The following is a 16,258-nucleotide window of genomic DNA, read 5'->3' as shown; positions in this document are numbered from 1 at the left end:
ATTCGTGCTTTGACCGTTCTTGATCCGCGTCATGGAAGCTGTGAAAGGAAGGTGCTAATGACACTAAATAGACTATATGACACAAAGTGTCATTTGCAATCGCAGATTGTCCGTTTCTCTGGAAATGTTGGTTACCTATGTCCATTCGCTTGAAATTGCTCAGGAAAAAACTCGGCATGACACTGGACGTCCTGGCCGAAAAAACCGGGATGACCAAGAGCTACCTGTCCAAGGTGGAGCGGGGCTTGAGCACGCCCTCCATCGCCACGGCGCTCAAGCTCGCCAAGGCCCTGAGCGTGAAAGTCGAGGAGCTGTTCTCCGAAGAAACCGTCTCCCTCGACAGCTACAGCCTGGTGCGCAGCGAAGACCGCCAATCCCTCGCGGCGAGCAGCGGCAGCTCCGAATACGCGGTACTGGCCCACCAAGTGTCCGAGCGCAGCCTGCTGCCCTTCATCCTTTACCCGGCCGCCGAATTCACGGCCCATCACGCGTTCAAGGAACACACCGGAGAGGAGTTTTTGTTCGTGCATGAGGGCCAGGTGGAGGTGGACTTCATGAACGAGCGTGTGCTGCTGAACCGCGGCGATGCCCTGCATTTCAATGCGCAGAAACCCCATCGGCTGCGTTCGGTGGGGGATGTTCAGGCGCAGTTGCTGGTGGTGGTGCACAGCGATGAGTCGTCGGAGAAGGGCGAGGGCGCCTAGTGGCTCCACTCACAACGCAATTCAGGAAGCAAACCACCGTGGCGAGGGAGCTTGCTCCCGCTGGGCTGCGCAGCAGCCCCTTCCAATGACCGCCCCGCCACAAATCTTCCGACAACCTCAACTGAACGGCATCGAGCACCTGCCCGGACCAGGCGAGCGGCGTCTGTCAGTAAAGACCGACAGACACCAGCGACGAAGGCCCGCCAAGCCACAGCGCCTTGCGCCTTTGCCTACAACTACGCCAGAATCCGCCGGCTTGTGCGCCTGGGGCTGCGTCGGTAGTTTTGGACCTGTCACTGATGGTCAGTGATCGGGTTTAGCAGCTCGCCGAGTTAAGTCGCACAACGCGTCCATCAGACAGGAATCCCCATTCCTGCACTTGATGGTGGCTGTGCGCAGGGCGTCCTCGGACGCGCCGATTTCTTAACTCGTCGGTCTGCTAACCTGCGTACAGCTGCCTCCCAATTCGTTTAGCAGCGAACGGGTCGTGGCCTCAACCAGAGAGTTAAGACCATGGTCAAAGTTACACCGAATCCTCCAGTTACAGATTCAGACGAACCCACATCCCGTGCCCAGTCTGCCCGCAACAAAAAGCTCGACGACGCGGCCACGCGAGCGTTGGTTTTTTATCTGAAGCCTAAGGCTGAGAAGGAAACGTCTGCCAATCTCAACACCATTTTTCGCATCGCTGCTGATGTTGATTCTGAATGCTTGCTCGCCAACCTGAGCGAAAGCCTTGCTTCGGCGAATGCCATGATCAGTGATTTGGCGTTTGATCTGGAGGGGTCGCGGCGGCATGTGGCGTTGGGGATTCAGCAGGTTATTGAGCTAAGTGAATTATTAGCGAATCGGGCGTTGGATATTGTTGAGGTGAGGTAGGGCGGGGAAAGCTTCGTGCTGTTTGGATTGCAAAGAAAGGTCTTGCTTGCAAGACCTTTCTTTGCCTAATAAAGAGATTTTAAGGCTCCAACCAACAATATAGACGCTAGCCTACAGGGCTAGCTAACACATCTAGTAAAGAGTGAGTAACAGGCCGAACTGTGTCCATGATTGCGTCAAAGCCATGAAAAGGTATCCCTCTGTATGTGTTTCGTTGGTTTAATAAAGATTGACACAGCTCATATGTTTTCTGGTCTAGATGGCCGGTACTAACCAAGTAGCGTGAAAGGCTTGCTATTTCACTTTCTGTTGGTTTTTTTTCAAGTGTTTGTTTGATATGTTTTGATATTTCGTGATCCGATATTATTCGCCCCCTGACCGCAGAATTGATTCTGTCCTGAAAATCCCAAGTCGAGTGGTGGGGGCGGTTAATCATTAGGCTTAATAATTTCAGGAAATCGTCGCAATTGCTTTTAGCTGCTGCCACAATTATAGGTGTACAGAATGCTTGATATTTCTCCACAGCTTCTGAAAGCCTGCTGGTGATTGAGTCCAATAGACGAGTTTCAGGAGCGTAAATGGCTAGCGCAGCGACACAGTGTTTGTAATCGCTGCGCTTTGCGCCATCAGATAGTTGAGATAAAATATCGCTGTCGCCGGAAAATTGGTCCTTCAATATGTGAGCTGCTTCAAAGTAGGACTGATAACTTCCCCACGTTTGAAGGGAGCTGTCTTTGTTTGTGGTATTTAATGCTAATAGGCATTTTTCTCTAAGTAAGTCGCTTTTAGGTAGCTCTCGGGCTAATGCGCGTAGGGTTTGTAGTTCTAGAATTGTTTCGGTGCTTGCGCAATATTCTATAAAGCTATGTCTTAGTTTTGGATTGGATGAAATATGAGGTGAGATGACATTCCAAAAACTATCGATGGATGTTGATTCAGCAGTGATTCTTTCCAGTAATTGCTCTTCGAAGACATTTAATAGTTCACTCCAATGCTCTGCCATCAAGCGTAGAAGGGCTTGGTTCTCACGGTTATACACTCCTATAGGAATTCCGAGGGGCTTGTCGCCCCATTGAAGAGGCACGAAATAGTTAATCGCTCCAAATGCAGTCATTCCAGCAAATGCTGCTGCCCGGAGCCCAAAATGTTTGTGTCCAACGGCCGTGGCCTCGCCAAGTAGTTGTTCAATAATTGGTGCACGCTCGATGTGTTCCGAATTTAAAGCTTGGTAGTAACGGATAGAGCATTGAACTTTGAGTTCCCCGTCTGCTTCATAGTCGTATCTTTCAAGAAGCCTCCGCGCTCCGTCATTCCGATCAAACTCATTCGCTGCTGCCTCGATTATGATTTGTCGCATTGGTGTGGCTAGAGAGGTTACCTGATCCATTATTATGTTTTGTATTTCTAGGTCGTCACGATAGGCTCTAGCTAACAAGCTGTATGGTGCGTCACGCTCTGTTAGTAGTTTTAATGCATGTTGTCTAATTTTAGGGTGTTTTGGGAAGCGAGCTATTAGCGAAGCTTTTCCCGAAAATATAGTGTCTGGTTCTGTTGTGACTCGTAACAAAAGCGCTTCTATTATTTCGTTGTTGTCTGCACAGTTTAATTGACTGAATGCAGATATTATGAGGTCGGTGCGCGCTTTGGGAACCTTTACGGTCAGACGTAAAAGCTCTTTGCGACATTCATCACTGTTCATTAGTAGTGGGAGGAGGCTGGTTATTGAAAGTTTTTTATCATCAGGCCAAGTTAGGACTTCTTTTGAAAGTCGTATTACCTCAGAGTCCTTTGCAGCCCAGCCTTGAATTAATGGGGCGAAATTCCAGAATATTGAAAAACCCTCTGCTTCCCTAGTTTTTTTTATTAAGTGGTCTTTAAGTCGATTGTCCTCTATCTGTTCGAATATAGCGCGGAGCGAATACTCTTGAAGATCCATCTTTCCTGAAATTATGTGGCTAATTAGATTTTCTCGAATCGTCTCATTCGCTTTGGCGAAACGGATCAAAGGACTCCAGTCACCGTGGAGCATTGATGAAAATGGATGCGGTTGTGTTAGTTCTGATTTGATCCAGTGAATAACGGGTGGGTTATGTTCGTCACATTTCAAGAGATAGTGTATAGCCGCGTCACGATCAATCTCATTGTTTCTAGGTATGAGTCGTTGAAGAGAGTTTATGCATATTGTTATGATGTCTTGATTGTTCGGCCAGCCCGTTGCTAAGCAGGTGCCAGCCCATTCCCTATGATGGTAATCTATCCCTGCGTAATTATCGAGTAAATCTAATAGTGCTTCTAGATCGGAGTCGATATGTTGGTTGAGTTTGACTTTGCACCATATGGAACTAAGTTTAATTATCTTGTCTCTAGATTCAGATGCTTCCTTGATTAATCTGCTGATTTGAGGGTTCTCTGGCCATCCGGTTATCAAAGCTTCTAATGCAACGGCCACTACTCCTAAATTTGTGTCACCTTTAAAGATATCTTCAAGCCAATTTTCCACATCGCTATTGCCAGCATATGCTGCAGCGAGTGATTGCGCAGCGGAGCGACGATTGTATGAGCTTTCATCACTAAGGCCACGTTGTAAAATGCGGAGTTTTAGATCCGAGTTATTCCAGTGTCTGACTTCTTTATAAAATTCGCTTAGATATTCACTCCTTCGAATGCCCCAGTTGTCAAAGAGCTTTGATAACTTTGCTCCTGTGCTTGGATTGTATATTCCCTCTAGGGCTGCTGTAAGATGTCCGGTCTGTTCGCCAAGCCAACCAGAGCCCTCGATTATATTAATGCTGCGGTTTGCGAGGCGTTCGGCTGTGGCTTTATGTATTTCAGCAGCACCGAAGCAAACTTCAGCCAATAAAAGTCGTCGCTGTAGGGCGCCTACGGCGTCGCTTTCATATTCATCAATTACCGAAACTATCTGTTCTGCTTCAGATCGTCTTCGTGTCGTAGCAATTAGGTCGGCAAATACACTTCGCCATCGGATAGAACTTGCCTGGGAGCGTACAAATCTAAGGATGCTATCAATGGGCCAACTCTGAATGTGTACGGAAGCTAGATATTCCTCTAGGCTCGCATGTGCGAATCCTACTTCCTGAGGACCTTTTTCAACAATTAAACCGATAGTCTCTGAGTTTACTGCAAGTATTTCTCTTGCAACAATCCCTGCTTGATCCGAAGGGTAAGCATAACCGTCGCTATCAGATAAAAAGCGCTTTATACATTTGTGCGCAGTATTCAATGGGTAGCCTGCGTCACCACCTTCCATACGCATTTCGAAGGCTAGTGCAGCGAGTGCGTCTCGCCTGACTTCCGTGTTTGCAGCCGCAGAAAATCGTGGTACGACATCACCGGCTGCCGTTGCTCTGCTATGCGGGTGAACCTCAAGCAGAACATCTGTGAGTTGATTGAGCGCCTGGACTTTGTTAATAGGAAGAATTTGGCGGCGAATTGCAAGCGCAATTAGACCCAGAAGCAAAAGTGGTGTTTCCGCTAGGGTTGCCAGTCCTCGACCTTTATTCAACTCCCGAAAGAATCTATCAGTTTTCCATACGATTGATTCATTAGGTGATCCTTCTCGATTTTTGACATCTGTATTTCGGGCGAACCATATCGTTGCGATATCGCGTTGCTGGCTGGTAGACAGAGGTGCCAGTAGTCCCACCATCCAGTCTTCAGGAATTACACCTATTTTAGTTAAGCCGCGTGGCCGAGCACTTACTATTACGGGGATTTTGTGAGCTGCAATTATAGTAAGCATCGCCTGCAGTGTTGTTCTCGCCGCTTGCTCATTTGACCATTCATCAAGGCCGTCTATAAAAAGGACGACCCTGGATTCATCTATAGCTTTGTCTATGAGCCCAATCATGTCGACTGTTAACTGTTGTTGCCACGACGCACGTAGAAGATCTTTGATCCCTATTGTTCCAGCGCTCGCCTCGGTCAGCCTCACCCATTTTGCAAAAGAAATGAATAGAGGCAGGTGCCTTCCCCACCTCTGTGCAACAGCAGGAAAAACGTTTTGTTTTCCTAGCAAGTCTAGGGATAGGCATCTCAATACGGTACTTTTCCCGCTGCCCGCGTTACCAATTATTGCAATTCGGTTTGATTCGCTGAGCCAAAGAGGTAATGCCGTTCGGCGCAATTGCTCTACCTGACGTCCATCTTCAGTGTTGTTATTTTTTTTAAAGTCATCTGTTTGTAAAGTAGCTTCCTTGATGGCTAAGGCTTCGGGGCTCCTCGTTGGTGGTGTCGCTAAAAGATTTTCTCTAATTAGTATATCTGGTGGCGAGAATCGATCTAACAATGCTATGGATGAATGCGTAAAGTCGGATAGAGGGGAGGGGGCGTCGACGGGGATTCTATCAAGCAATTCGAATCCAGCGCTGTAAACGCTCAGTAGTTGTGATCGTACTTTGGCAAACTCAGCGCCATCCAGTTTTGTTAGTAGGCAAGGGTCCACGGTATCGCCAAAAAAATGCTCGGCACAAATTCGGCCAAAAAACTCCAGTACGATGTCCGGGTGTTTTCTAAGTATGCTTGATAAATCATAACCGCCTAGGACGTGAAGTTTAATGTTTTTTTCACCCAGGGCTTTTGCTTCTTTTTCAATTGCATCCTGAAGCGTTACGTCATCTACCGAACATTGGATTGCTATATAAAATTTGTCGGACTTCTTGAGCCATTCATTTTTGGTGAATATGGCAATATTTTTTTTAAGGTCTGATGCAGTGTATTTTTTGTATCGCTTAGATTGCCAAGTGTTATATTTTCCATTTCTCTTTCTAGCGTAAATGTCGATTCCTTGCTGAGCTTGCCCAGCTCTTCCGTATAGACTGTGGAATTCAACGTCGGCATCTTGTCCGGCTAACCTATAGCATAATCGTTCAAAGTTTTCCCATTGTAACAGTTCAAAGGGTAGGCACTGCATGGCGGTTTTTACGGCATTAAAAATTGGAATTTCTGTTGGGGGGGTTGTGATGGAGTTTGAGGCTGTCTTACTTGAGGCCATAATTGTGCTCCTTGCGTAATTGCAGATGTATGTTTTTTTGAGGATTTTATTATGAAAACAAGAAGGTGGGCAGGTTTATTTTTCTGATTGAGCTACTCCACTTACCTCTTAAAGGCCTATCTTTTGCATTCACAGCCACGTAGCCTTTGAGATCCAACAAAACAAATGACGTACAGCTCGTAAGGTAAACCTCAACTCTCTCCAACGACGGCATCACCTCGCTACATGATTCAGCGCGCTTCCCGTGAGCCTCCCGAATCAAGCTAGCGGGCTATTCGGCCTCAACCCGCCGCAGGGTGCCAAGATATTAGCTGCACGACCCTTTCGTCACTAAACGTCGTAGCAACGAGACCCTTCTCTGGCAAGGCCTGGTCCGTTCGTGTCATCAGAGCTTTGCGCTTTGCAGCGTAATCCTTCGCGGCGATCCAGAAGAGCGTTTTCAGATTGCTCTTCATCCGGTGCCATTACGAACCCCAACCACAGCTATCCAACCCCACTCACACTAGCCGCACCCCCCAATTCACGCTTACCATCCCACCACCTCGTATTACCGCGGCTGCTGAACCCGGTCCTAACGAGGAAACAACCATGGAAAGAACCCGCAGCTGGAGACGCGCGCAATCCCGCAAGCACAATGGGCGCGAAGCGATTAGCCCGCAGAACTTCAAACCAGAAAAGAACTGGAAGCTGATGTACACCCGTGCCGACAAGCTGCACCGGGCGCGTCAGCTCGGTATGAGCTATCCCATCCGCACCACCCGCCAACTGTTGGATCAAGAGTGACTAATCTCCTGTTCGTTTGCAGTCATAACCAATGGCGCAGCCCTACCGGGGAGGCAATCTGGCGTCGACGTCCTGGCTTCAGCACTCGTTCGGCGGGCACCAGTCCGAACGCACGCAAACCTATCGGCCCAGCGGATATCCGTTGGGCCGATGTCATTTTTGTGATGGAGCGTAAGCACGAGCATCGTCTACGGGCAGAGTACGCTCGGCTGCTTGAGCACAAGCGGCTGCATGTTCTGGGTATTCCTGATGACTATCGCTTCATGGATCCTGAGCTGGTGGACGTGCTTGAAGTGAAGTGACGTTCTACCTAACTCCGTAGGTTCGATTGAAGCGCCACTTCCTTACAACTGAGCGTTGGATTTGCTTGTCCCGTTCTTAGAGGGGATGTTGAAACAGGCACGTTCTGCTTTCGTTAATTTTCAGTGGCGGGCGTGTAGGTGACCGTACGGATGCACAGCTTCTTTCGTCGTCCAGAGGACGGGGTGAGGTAATGGCTTTCATTCGTGGCGAAGCTGGTTTGACTTTGGAAGCGGCCGTAGTCAGGCACTCATCATAGTAGGTTGGTAAGCGTTTCAGAGACAGATTGGCATATCGGGCCGGGCATAATAATAGGATGTCGCCAAAGCGGTATTGCTTGAAGGCTTGAATCGTATAGAACTTTTCGTCATTAGCGATAGGCGATGTCTCCCACAGCTTTGAGTCGAAGGTTGCGAATGGATAATCAGCTTTATCTACCAAATACGGTAGAGGGCGGCTGTCCCGAAGCCTCATTAGGTTTCCAGCGGCGAACGCCCAAAGGTCGAGGACCGGTGGCAATAAGAAGGTGGTTAGGATAAATACCAATCCTAGTGCCCCGGTGGCTTTAAACAATCGATTTGTCGTGGTTCCCTGTAGTGTATAAAAGGCCATAACCGGGAACATTGAAATTAACATGAAGGCCAAGCAATATCCGATAACCACCGTCGCCTCCAAACCAGACTCGGCTCCTCGCCAAGCCCCAAGCGCGAGCTGTGCTGGAAAAACGCCTGTCATTGCAGTAAAGCCCAGGAAAACTCCAGCAGCCAAAACTTTTGCGGCGGCGGCAAAAAAACGTCTCCGTGGCTTGATTGGTCCGAATCCAAGACTTACAAACCGAATTCTTTTGTCTTTGTTGCCCACAAGTACCCATGCTGCTAGCGCTGTTGATAAAGTGACGACTAATAGGAAAACTTTCCACGGTTCGAAGATGATGTCGAATGCAGAGGCCAACAGCATCCCTGCCAGCAGGGCGAAACCTAATAAAACAATGGGCACAAAACGCCTGGCCAGAATTATTTCATTCTCGCGGCTGGATGTGACTATGCTCATGCAAAGTGAAAAGCTAAGCGAAGGGATGACTGTTAAAAGCAATATGATTAGTAGTCCAAACACTACAAAAATTAACCAGACTAAAAGATTGGGTATGCTTCCGATGGATTCAAGTAGTAGTTCGGGGTGGCCGATAACCCACAAATATTTGCAAAGTAGGAGTATTGAAAATAGCGTGGCAGCAGGTACTAACCACCATTTGCCTTCATTTAGAACGTTAAGTGCATAATTTTTAAGTTTTGATTCGCTGTCAGATACTGCTGTGGTCTCGGATGTGCTCATGCTTAATTCCTTTAATCATGATGTTTTATGGAGGTATATCGACTTAAGTGTTAGGTGTTATTCGCTCTTGCTCAACTTGATCGGTCATTGGATCTCTTTTAAATAATCCCGAAGCGCCACGAGCGGGGCCTTAAGCTCCTCCATCATTGGTGCAGCCCTGAAATCCTCTGCCAACCGTTGCAACTCCAGCCCCAGGACGGTCTCCTCGCCCCCAACTGCCTCCAGCGCCCGCCCCAAACACTGCTGTAGCGTCGCATGAATCCCAACCAAATCCCCCCGCCGCACCAACAATCCAAACACCTCCCGATCACAACCGCCCATCAACGGATCATCCCGCAAAATCGGACTATGCCCCTCCGTCTCATAAGCCAGCTTCAGCGAGTAAAGAGCGACCGTTTCCAGTAGCAATTCCATGGGGTGAAGTCCTTTGTCAGCGGGTGAGGAGGGGCGGTGGATCAACTGGGCGTCGCAAGGCGGAGCATCGGTGGGGGCTGTGACATTTTTGTGAGCGCTTTGCGCTCAAGCGGGAGCAAGCTCCCTCGCCACGGGTTCCTACTCGCCACAGATTCTTCCTTGCCACAGGTTTGGTGGTTGGGGCCGCTTCGCGACCCAGCGGGGATAAATCCCCTCGCCACAAAAGGGAGTGATTAGCCATGGCCTAAGCAGATCTCAGCCAATCCCCAATGATTGGCTGAGATCTGCTTAGGCCATGACCAATCACTTTCCTGCAGACGAAAAAAAAGACCTTGAATTTCAAGGTCTTTCTTTAAGATGGTGCCCCGAGGGAGACTCGAACTCCCACTCCTTTCGAAAACGGATTTTGAATCCGCCGCGTCTACCAATTCCGCCATCAGGGCTCAATGGCGGCGAAGTATAGAGAGGTGCCTACCGTTGGTCAATCACGTTTCATGGTGAATTTTTGATATTTCCGCTAGACTTTCCGGCCCTGCTAGACGAACCCCATCATGCGTGTTGCTGACTTTACCTTCGAACTCCCGGATTCGCTGATCGCTCGCCACCCGCTGGCTGAGCGTCGCGCCAGTCGACTGTTGACCCTGGACGGGGTCAGCGGTGCCATGGCTCACCGTCAATTCACTGATTTGCTTGAGCATTTGCGCCCGGGCGATTTGATGGTGTTCAACAATACCCGGGTGATTCCGGCACGGTTGTTTGGCCAGAAGGCCTCCGGCGGCAAGCTGGAGATTCTGGTGGAGCGGGTGCTGGACAGTCATCGTGTGCTGGCCCATGTGCGCTCCAGTAAGTCGCCCAAGCCGGGTTCGTCGATCCTCATCGACGGCGGTGGCGAGGCGGTGATGGTGGCGCGGCATGATGCGTTGTTCGAGCTGGAGTTTGCCGAAGAGGTGTTGCCGCTGCTCGACCGTGTCGGGCACATGCCGTTGCCTCCTTATATAGACCGCCCGGACGAAGGTTCGGACCGCGAGCGTTATCAGACCGTGTACGCCGAGCGCCTGGGGGCGGTGGCGGCGCCGACGGCGGGGTTGCATTTCGATCAGCCGTTGCTGGAGGCGATTGCCGCCAAGGGCGTGGAGACGGCGTTCGTGACGCTGCACGTTGGCGCTGGCACGTTCCAGCCGGTGCGGGTCGAGCGTATCGAAGACCACCACATGCACAACGAATGGCTGGAAGTGAGCCAGGACGTGGTCGATGCCGTGGCGGCCTGTCGCGCTCGCGGTGGGCGGGTGGTGGCGGTGGGGACCACCAGCGTGCGGTCCCTGGAAAGCGCCGCCCGCGATGGCGTGCTCAAGCCGTTCAGTGGCGACACCGATATCTTTATCTACCCGGGCCGGCCGTTCCATGTGGTCGATGCCCTGGTCACCAACTTTCATTTGCCCGAATCCACGCTGTTGATGCTGGTTTCGGCGTTCGCCGGTTATCCCGAAGCCATGGCCGCCTACAAGGCCGCCGTCGAGCATGGATACCGCTTTTTCAGCTACGGTGATGCGATGTTCATCACCCGTAACCCCGCGCCACGCGGACCCGAGGAAACAGTATGAGTCGCACCTGTCGCATGTCCTTCGAGTTGCTCGCCACCGATGGCAAGGCTCGTCGCGGTCGTCTGACCTTCCCCCGCGGTACCGTGGAAACCCCGGCGTTCATGCCGGTGGGCACTTACGGTACGGTCAAGGGCATGCTGCCACGGGACATCGAGGCGATTGGCGCGCAAATCATCCTCGGCAATACCTTCCACTTGTGGCTGCGCCCGGGCATGGAAGTGATCAAGGCCCACGGCGACCTGCACGATTTCATGCAGTGGAAAGGCCCGATTCTGACCGACTCCGGCGGTTTCCAGGTGTTCAGCCTGGGCGCGATGCGCAAGATCAAGGAGGAGGGCGTGACCTTCGCCTCTCCGGTGGACGGTTCCAAGGTATTCATGGGCCCGGAAGAGTCGATGCAGGTGCAGCGCGACCTGGGCTCGGACATCGTGATGATCTTCGACGAATGCACACCGTACCCGGCCGATGAAGACGTGGCGCGGGTGTCCATGGAGCTGTCGTTGCGCTGGGCCCAGCGTTCGAAGAACGCCCATGGCGAAAACACCGCGGCGTTGTTCGGTATCGTCCAGGGCGGCATGCACCGCGACCTGCGCATGCGCTCGCTGGAAGGCCTGGACAAGATCGGCTTCGACGGCCTGGCGATTGGCGGCCTGTCGGTGGGTGAGCCCAAGCACGAGATGATCAAGGTGCTCGATTACCTGCCAGGCGAAATGCCCGCTGACAAACCTCGTTACCTTATGGGCGTTGGCAAACCGGAAGATCTGGTTGAGGGTGTGCGCCGCGGGGTGGACATGTTCGATTGCGTGATGCCAACCCGTAATGCCCGCAATGGGCATCTGTTCATCGACACCGGTGTGCTGAAGATCCGTAACGCGTTCCATCGCCATGATGATTCGCCGCTGGATCCGACGTGCGATTGCTATACGTGCCAGAACTTCTCCCGCGCTTATCTGCATCATTTGGACAAGTGCGGCGAAATGCTCGGGAGTATGCTCAATACCATCCACAATTTGCGCCATTATCAGGTGCTTATGGCTGGTTTGCGCGAGGCTATCCAACAGGGTACATTGGCCGCCTTTGTCGAGGCCTTCTATGCCAAGCGCGGGTTGCCTGTACCGCCTTTGGACTGAGTTTTCCGATCCCTAGATTCAATACTTGCAACTGGAGTGCTAAATGAGCTTTTTTATCTCTAATGCCATGGCTGACGCGGCTGCACCTGCTGCTGCCGGCCCTATGGGCGGTGGTTTCGAGTGGATTTTCCTGGTCGGCTTCCTGGTCATCTTCTACCTGATGATCTGGCGTCCACAGGCCAAGCGCGCCAAGGAGCAGAAGAACCTGCTGAGCAGCCTGCAAAAGGGCGATGAAGTGGTTACCACCGGCGGTATCGCTGGCAAGATCACCAAAGTGGCCGATGACTTCGTGGTACTGGAAGTGTCCGACACTGTTGAAATGAAGTTCCAGAAGGGCGCTATCGCGGCCACGCTGCCAAAAGGCACGCTGAAAGCGATCTAAGTAACAACTTCTATTCAATCGACGGGGCGCGCAAGGCGCCCCGCGTCATAAGCGGGCGGCGTGATGCTGAACAAATACCCTCTGTGGAAATATGTACTGATCCTGGCGGTGCTGGCGGTCGGTCTGATTTATTCCGCTCCCAATCTATACCCGGATGACCCGGCCATTCAGGTCAGTGGCGCAAGCACTGCGCTGCAGGTCACCCAGGCCGATCTGGACCGTGCGAGCGCTGCGCTCAAGGCGGCCAATATCGAGGTCAAGGCTGCGTCCATCGCCGAAAACGGCAAGGGCGGCCTGTTGCGCCTGGTCAAGGCAGAAGACCAGTTGCCAGCCAAGGACGTGGTGCGCAAGGCCATGGGCGACGATTACGTTGTAGCCCTGAACCTGGCCCAGACCACCCCGCAATGGCTGCGCAAGCTTGGCGCGCATCCGATGAAGCTGGGCCTGGACTTGTCCGGCGGTGTGCACTTCCTGCTGGAAGTGGACATGGAAAAAGCCCTCGACGCGCGGATGAAAGTCTACGAAGGCGACGTCAAGAGCCTGTTGCGTAAAGAGCGCCTGCGCTATCGCAGCCTGCCGCAGCTCGACGGTGCCATCCAGCTGGGCTTCAGCGATGAAGATACCCGCGAGCAGGCCCGTGCGCTGATCCGCAAGAATTTCAACGATTTCGACATTGTGCCGGCCGACCTCAATGGTCAGGCGGTGCTGCGTCTGGCGATGACCCCGGCCAAGCTGGCGGAAATCCGCGAATACTCCATCAAGCAGAACTTGACCACGGTGCGTAACCGCGTCAACGAGCTGGGTGTGGCCGAGCCGATCGTGCAGCGCCAGGGCGCCAACCGCATCGTGGTTGAGCTGCCGGGCGTGCAGGACACCGCCGAAGCCAAGCGTATCCTCGGCAAGACCGCCAACCTGGAATTCCGCCTGGCCGCTGAGCCGGGTGCGTCCAAGGCCACTTCCGAGAGCTTCGAGTTCCGTGAGGGCGGTCGTCCGGCGGCGCAGATCGAGCGTGGCCTGATCATCACCGGTGACCAGGTGACCGACGCCCAGGCGGGCTTCGACGAGCAAGGTCGCCCACAGGTGAACATTCGCCTCGACGGCCACGGCGGCGAACTGATGAGCCGCGCCACGCGCAGCAACGTCGGCCGCAGCATGGCGGTGATCTTCATCGAGCAGAAGCCGACCACCACCTACACCAGGCAAGTGGTCGACGGTGTCGAGAAAGACGTCGCGGTGCAGACCTTCAAGGAAGAGAAGAAAATCATCAGCCTGGCGACCATCCAGTCGCCACTGGGCAGCCAGTTCCGCATCACCGGCCTGAACGGCCAGGGTGAATCCTCGGAACTGGCCCTGCTGCTGCGTGCCGGTGGCCTGGCCGCGCCGATGTACTTCGCTGAAGAACGCACCATCGGCCCGAGCCTGGGTGCCGACAACATCACCAAGGGTATCGATGCGTCGCTGTGGGGCATGCTGTTCGTCTCGCTGTTCATCATCGCCATCTACCGCTTCTTCGGCATCATCGCCACCGTCGCGCTGGCGGTGAACATGGTGATGCTGCTGGCGCTGATGTCGCTGCTGGGGGCTACGCTGACCCTGCCGGGTATCGCCGGTATCGTCTTGACCATGGGTATGGCGGTGGACGCCAACGTGCTGATCTTCTCGCGGATACGTGAAGAGATCGCCGCGGGCATGACGATTCAACGTGCGATCAACGAAGGCTTCGGCCGGGCATTCACCGCGATCCTCGACGCCAACCTGACCACGTTGCTGGTGGGCGGGATTCTCTTCGCCATGGGCACCGGCCCGGTCAAGGGCTTCGCAGTGACCATGTCCCTCGGGATCTTTACCTCGATGTTCACAGCCATCATGGTGACCCGCGCAATGGTCAACCTGATCTTTGGCGGTCGTGACTTCAAGAAGTTGTGGATTTAAGGGGCTGCCATGTTACGTACAATCAACTTCATGGGCGTTCGCAACGTTGCGTTCGGCGTCACATTGTTCCTCACCGTACTGGCGTTGTTCAGCTGGGCCACCAAGGGGCTGAATTACGGCCTGGACTTCACCGGCGGTACGCTCATCGAGCTGACCTACGAGCGTCCGGCCGATGTCACCAAGGTGCGTGAGCAACTGGCGACGTCGGGCTACAGCGATGCCATCGTGCAGAGCTTCGGTGCGACCACGGACCTGTTGGTGCGCATGCCGGGTGAAGACCCGCAGCTGGGCCATCAGGTGGCCGAGGCCTTGCAGAAGGCCGGCGGCGACAACCCGGCCCAGGTCAAGCGCGTCGAGTTCGTCGGCCCGCAGGTGGGTGAAGAGCTGCGCGACCAGGGCGGCCTCGGCATGCTGATGGCGCTGGGCGGCATCCTGCTCTACCTGGCCTTCCGCTTTCAGTGGAAGTTCGCGGTGGGCGCGATTGTCTCGCTGATCCACGACGTGATCGTGACCGTGGGCATCCTGTCGTTCTTCCAGATCACCTTCGACCTGACGGTGCTGGCGGCGGTACTGGCGATCATCGGTTACTCCCTCAACGACACCATCGTGGTGTTCGACCGGGTACGTGAGAACTTCCGTGTGCTGCGCAAGGCGTCCTTGATCGAGAACATCAACATCTCGACCACCCAGACGCTGCTGCGGACCATGGCGACGTCGATCTCCACCTTGCTGGCGATTGCGGCGCTGCTGATCTTTGGTGGCGACAACCTGTTCGGTTTCTCCATTGCGCTGTTCATCGGCGTGCTGGCGGGTACTTACTCTTCGATCTACATCGCTAACGTGGTGTTGATCTGGCTGAACCTGAGCACCGAGGACCTGATTCCTCCAGCGGCCACCGAAACGGAAGTGGACGACCGCCCATAAGGCTCGTCGCTCCACCCGTCACCGCTGAAAAGGCGCGAGTTGAACTCGCGCCTTTTTTTGTGCTCCAAGGCTGGGAGAAGCGCGGATTAATCCGCTTGTGATGGCCTGGAGGTTCAAGTGAACAAATCGATGCTGGTTGGTGCGGTATTGGGTGCTGTCGGTGTGACTGCCGGTGGTGCGGTCGCGACCTACAGCTTGGTAAAGAGTGGCCCTGAGTATGCGCAAGTGCTGGCCGTGGAACCGGTCAAGACCCAAATCAAGACCCCGCGTGAAGTGTGCAAGGACGTCACCGTGACCCGGCAGAAGCCGGTCCAGGACCAACACCAGATCGCCGGCACCGTGATTGGCGCCCTGGCCGGTGGCCTGTTGGGTAACCAGGTCGGCGGCGGCACCGGCAAGAAAATCGCTACCGTGGCCGGTGCGGCCGGTGGTGGTTATGCCGGTAACAAGATTCAGGAAGGCATGCAGGAGCGCGACACCTACACCACCACCCAGACGCGCTGCAACACGGTCAATGACATCAGCGACAAGGTGGTAGGCTACGACGTTCGCTACATGCTCGATGGCAAAGAAGGCAAAGTCCGCATGGACCGCGACCCGGGCAACCAGATCCCGGTAAGCAAGGAAGGCCAGCTGATCCTGGGGCAGAACGAACCAGCCCAGTGATCCAGTTGTTGTGAAGAAGCACCCTTCGGGGTGCTTTTTTTGCGCCTGAATTCTGGGCTGTAGATCGTTCCCTCGCTCTGCGTCACCGTTCAGAAGCGGAACGCTGAGCGTCCCTGGCGGCATTCCCACGCGGAGCGTGAGGAACGATCTTGCACCGCCCCCCGCGACCTGATCGTTCCCTCGCTCTGCGTGGGAATGCA

At 53.5% G+C, this 16,258-nt stretch carries 13 protein-coding genes and 1 tRNA gene; 10 read left to right on the top strand and 4 right to left on the bottom strand.

Annotation, left to right across the window (positions count from 1 at the left end):
- Positions 1 to 137: 137 nt before the first annotated feature.
- Both BM317_RS27865 and BM317_RS27860 read left to right on the top strand, forming a co-directional pair.
- Positions 138 to 704: a helix-turn-helix domain-containing protein gene (locus tag BM317_RS27865; RefSeq protein ID WP_092223346.1), complete on the top strand. Its 567-nt coding sequence runs from the start codon at positions 138 to 140 to the stop codon at positions 702 to 704.
- Positions 705 to 1,217: 513 nt separating this feature from the next.
- Positions 1,218 to 1,583 (top strand): DUF6124 family protein, encoded by a 366-nt coding sequence (locus BM317_RS27860; protein ID WP_092477012.1) that lies wholly within the window; start codon positions 1,218 to 1,220, stop codon positions 1,581 to 1,583.
- 106 nt (positions 1,584 to 1,689) lie between these two features.
- Here the strand turns inward: BM317_RS27860 and BM317_RS27855 are convergent, their stop codons facing one another.
- The gene (locus BM317_RS27855; protein WP_092477010.1) at positions 1,690 to 6,594 is read right to left on the bottom strand and encodes an NACHT domain-containing protein; all 4,905 of its coding nucleotides are present in this window, start codon (positions 6,592 to 6,594) and stop codon (positions 1,690 to 1,692) included.
- A gap of 588 nt (positions 6,595 to 7,182) precedes the next feature.
- Here BM317_RS27855 and BM317_RS27845 point away from each other — a divergent pair.
- Together BM317_RS27845 and BM317_RS27840 are read left to right on the top strand one after the other, a co-directional pair.
- Positions 7,183 to 7,377 carry a hypothetical protein gene (locus BM317_RS27845; protein WP_092477008.1) on the top strand — a complete coding sequence of 65 codons (195 nt, stop codon included), beginning with the start codon at positions 7,183 to 7,185 and terminating at the stop codon, positions 7,375 to 7,377.
- On the top strand, positions 7,374 to 7,679 hold the full coding sequence (locus tag BM317_RS27840; RefSeq protein WP_092477006.1) for a low molecular weight protein tyrosine phosphatase family protein: 306 nt from the start codon (positions 7,374 to 7,376) through the stop codon (positions 7,677 to 7,679). The genes BM317_RS27845 and BM317_RS27840 overlap by 4 nt, the downstream gene beginning before the upstream one ends.
- A 76-nt stretch (positions 7,680 to 7,755) precedes the next feature.
- Here the strand turns inward: BM317_RS27840 and BM317_RS27835 are convergent, their stop codons facing one another.
- From BM317_RS27835 to BM317_RS27825, 3 genes are all read right to left on the bottom strand, one after another.
- A complete protein-coding gene (locus BM317_RS27835) occupies positions 7,756 to 9,009 on the bottom strand; it encodes a hypothetical protein (protein ID WP_092477004.1) in 1,254 nt (417 codons plus the stop codon).
- A gap of 84 nt (positions 9,010 to 9,093) precedes the next feature.
- Positions 9,094 to 9,423 carry a hypothetical protein gene (locus BM317_RS27830; RefSeq protein ID WP_092165661.1) on the bottom strand — a complete coding sequence of 110 codons (330 nt, stop codon included), beginning with the start codon at positions 9,421 to 9,423 and terminating at the stop codon, positions 9,094 to 9,096.
- Between the two features lie 358 nt (positions 9,424 to 9,781).
- Positions 9,782 to 9,866, bottom strand: a tRNA-Leu gene (locus BM317_RS27825).
- 108 nt (positions 9,867 to 9,974) lie between these two features.
- Between BM317_RS27825 and queA the strand changes: the two genes are divergently transcribed.
- The 6 genes from queA to BM317_RS27795 all read left to right on the top strand — a co-directional run bounded on the left by queA (position 9,975) and on the right by BM317_RS27795 (position 16,058).
- The gene (gene queA, locus BM317_RS27820) at positions 9,975 to 11,024 is read left to right on the top strand and encodes a tRNA preQ1(34) S-adenosylmethionine ribosyltransferase-isomerase QueA (RefSeq protein ID WP_028237240.1); all 1,050 of its coding nucleotides are present in this window, start codon (positions 9,975 to 9,977) and stop codon (positions 11,022 to 11,024) included.
- Between the two features lie 14 nt (positions 11,025 to 11,038).
- Positions 11,039 to 12,154 (top strand): tRNA guanosine(34) transglycosylase Tgt, encoded by a 1,116-nt coding sequence (tgt, locus tag BM317_RS27815; protein WP_170842273.1) that lies wholly within the window; start codon positions 11,039 to 11,041, stop codon positions 12,152 to 12,154.
- Positions 12,155 to 12,197: 43 nt separating this feature from the next.
- Positions 12,198 to 12,536, top strand: coding sequence for a preprotein translocase subunit YajC (yajC, locus tag BM317_RS27810; protein ID WP_007916913.1), 339 nt, complete (start codon positions 12,198 to 12,200; stop codon positions 12,534 to 12,536).
- Positions 12,537 to 12,599: 63 nt separating this feature from the next.
- Positions 12,600 to 14,468, top strand: a complete 1,869-nt coding sequence (gene secD, locus BM317_RS27805) for a protein translocase subunit SecD (protein WP_092477002.1) — start codon at positions 12,600 to 12,602, stop codon at positions 14,466 to 14,468.
- Between the two features lie 9 nt (positions 14,469 to 14,477).
- Positions 14,478 to 15,392: a protein translocase subunit SecF gene (gene secF / locus BM317_RS27800; protein WP_092477000.1), complete on the top strand. Its 915-nt coding sequence runs from the start codon at positions 14,478 to 14,480 to the stop codon at positions 15,390 to 15,392.
- Positions 15,393 to 15,509: 117 nt separating this feature from the next.
- Positions 15,510 to 16,058, top strand: a complete 549-nt coding sequence (locus BM317_RS27795) for a glycine zipper 2TM domain-containing protein (RefSeq protein ID WP_042728003.1) — start codon at positions 15,510 to 15,512, stop codon at positions 16,056 to 16,058.
- Positions 16,059 to 16,258: the final 200 nt, after the last annotated feature.

Source organism: Pseudomonas sp. NFACC24-1 (assembly GCF_900115235.1).
Classification (GTDB): Bacteria; Pseudomonadota; Gammaproteobacteria; order Pseudomonadales; family Pseudomonadaceae; genus Aquipseudomonas; species Aquipseudomonas fluorescens_AA.
This window is presented reverse-complemented; position numbering and strand designations above follow the sequence as displayed.

Excerpts from the sequence above, each read along its gene's own strand:
- BM317_RS27865 (WP_092223346.1), top strand. The coding sequence starts at position 138 with ATGTCCATTCGCTTGAAATTGCTCAGGAAAAAACTCGGCATGACACTG.
- BM317_RS27860 (WP_092477012.1), top strand. The coding sequence starts at position 1,218 with ATGGTCAAAGTTACACCGAATCCTCCAGTTACAGATTCAGACGAACCC.
- BM317_RS27855 (WP_092477010.1), bottom strand. The coding sequence starts at position 6,594 with ATGGCCTCAAGTAAGACAGCCTCAAACTCCATCACAACCCCCCCAACA.
- BM317_RS27845 (WP_092477008.1), top strand. The coding sequence starts at position 7,183 with ATGGAAAGAACCCGCAGCTGGAGACGCGCGCAATCCCGCAAGCACAAT.
- BM317_RS27835 (WP_092477004.1), bottom strand. The coding sequence starts at position 9,009 with ATGAGCACATCCGAGACCACAGCAGTATCTGACAGCGAATCAAAACTT.
- BM317_RS27830 (WP_092165661.1), bottom strand. The coding sequence starts at position 9,423 with ATGGAATTGCTACTGGAAACGGTCGCTCTTTACTCGCTGAAGCTGGCT.
- queA (WP_028237240.1), top strand. The coding sequence starts at position 9,975 with ATGCGTGTTGCTGACTTTACCTTCGAACTCCCGGATTCGCTGATCGCT.
- tgt (WP_170842273.1), top strand. The coding sequence starts at position 11,039 with ATGTCCTTCGAGTTGCTCGCCACCGATGGCAAGGCTCGTCGCGGTCGT.
- yajC (WP_007916913.1), top strand. The coding sequence starts at position 12,198 with ATGAGCTTTTTTATCTCTAATGCCATGGCTGACGCGGCTGCACCTGCT.
- secD (WP_092477002.1), top strand. The coding sequence starts at position 12,600 with ATGCTGAACAAATACCCTCTGTGGAAATATGTACTGATCCTGGCGGTG.
- secF (WP_092477000.1), top strand. The coding sequence starts at position 14,478 with ATGTTACGTACAATCAACTTCATGGGCGTTCGCAACGTTGCGTTCGGC.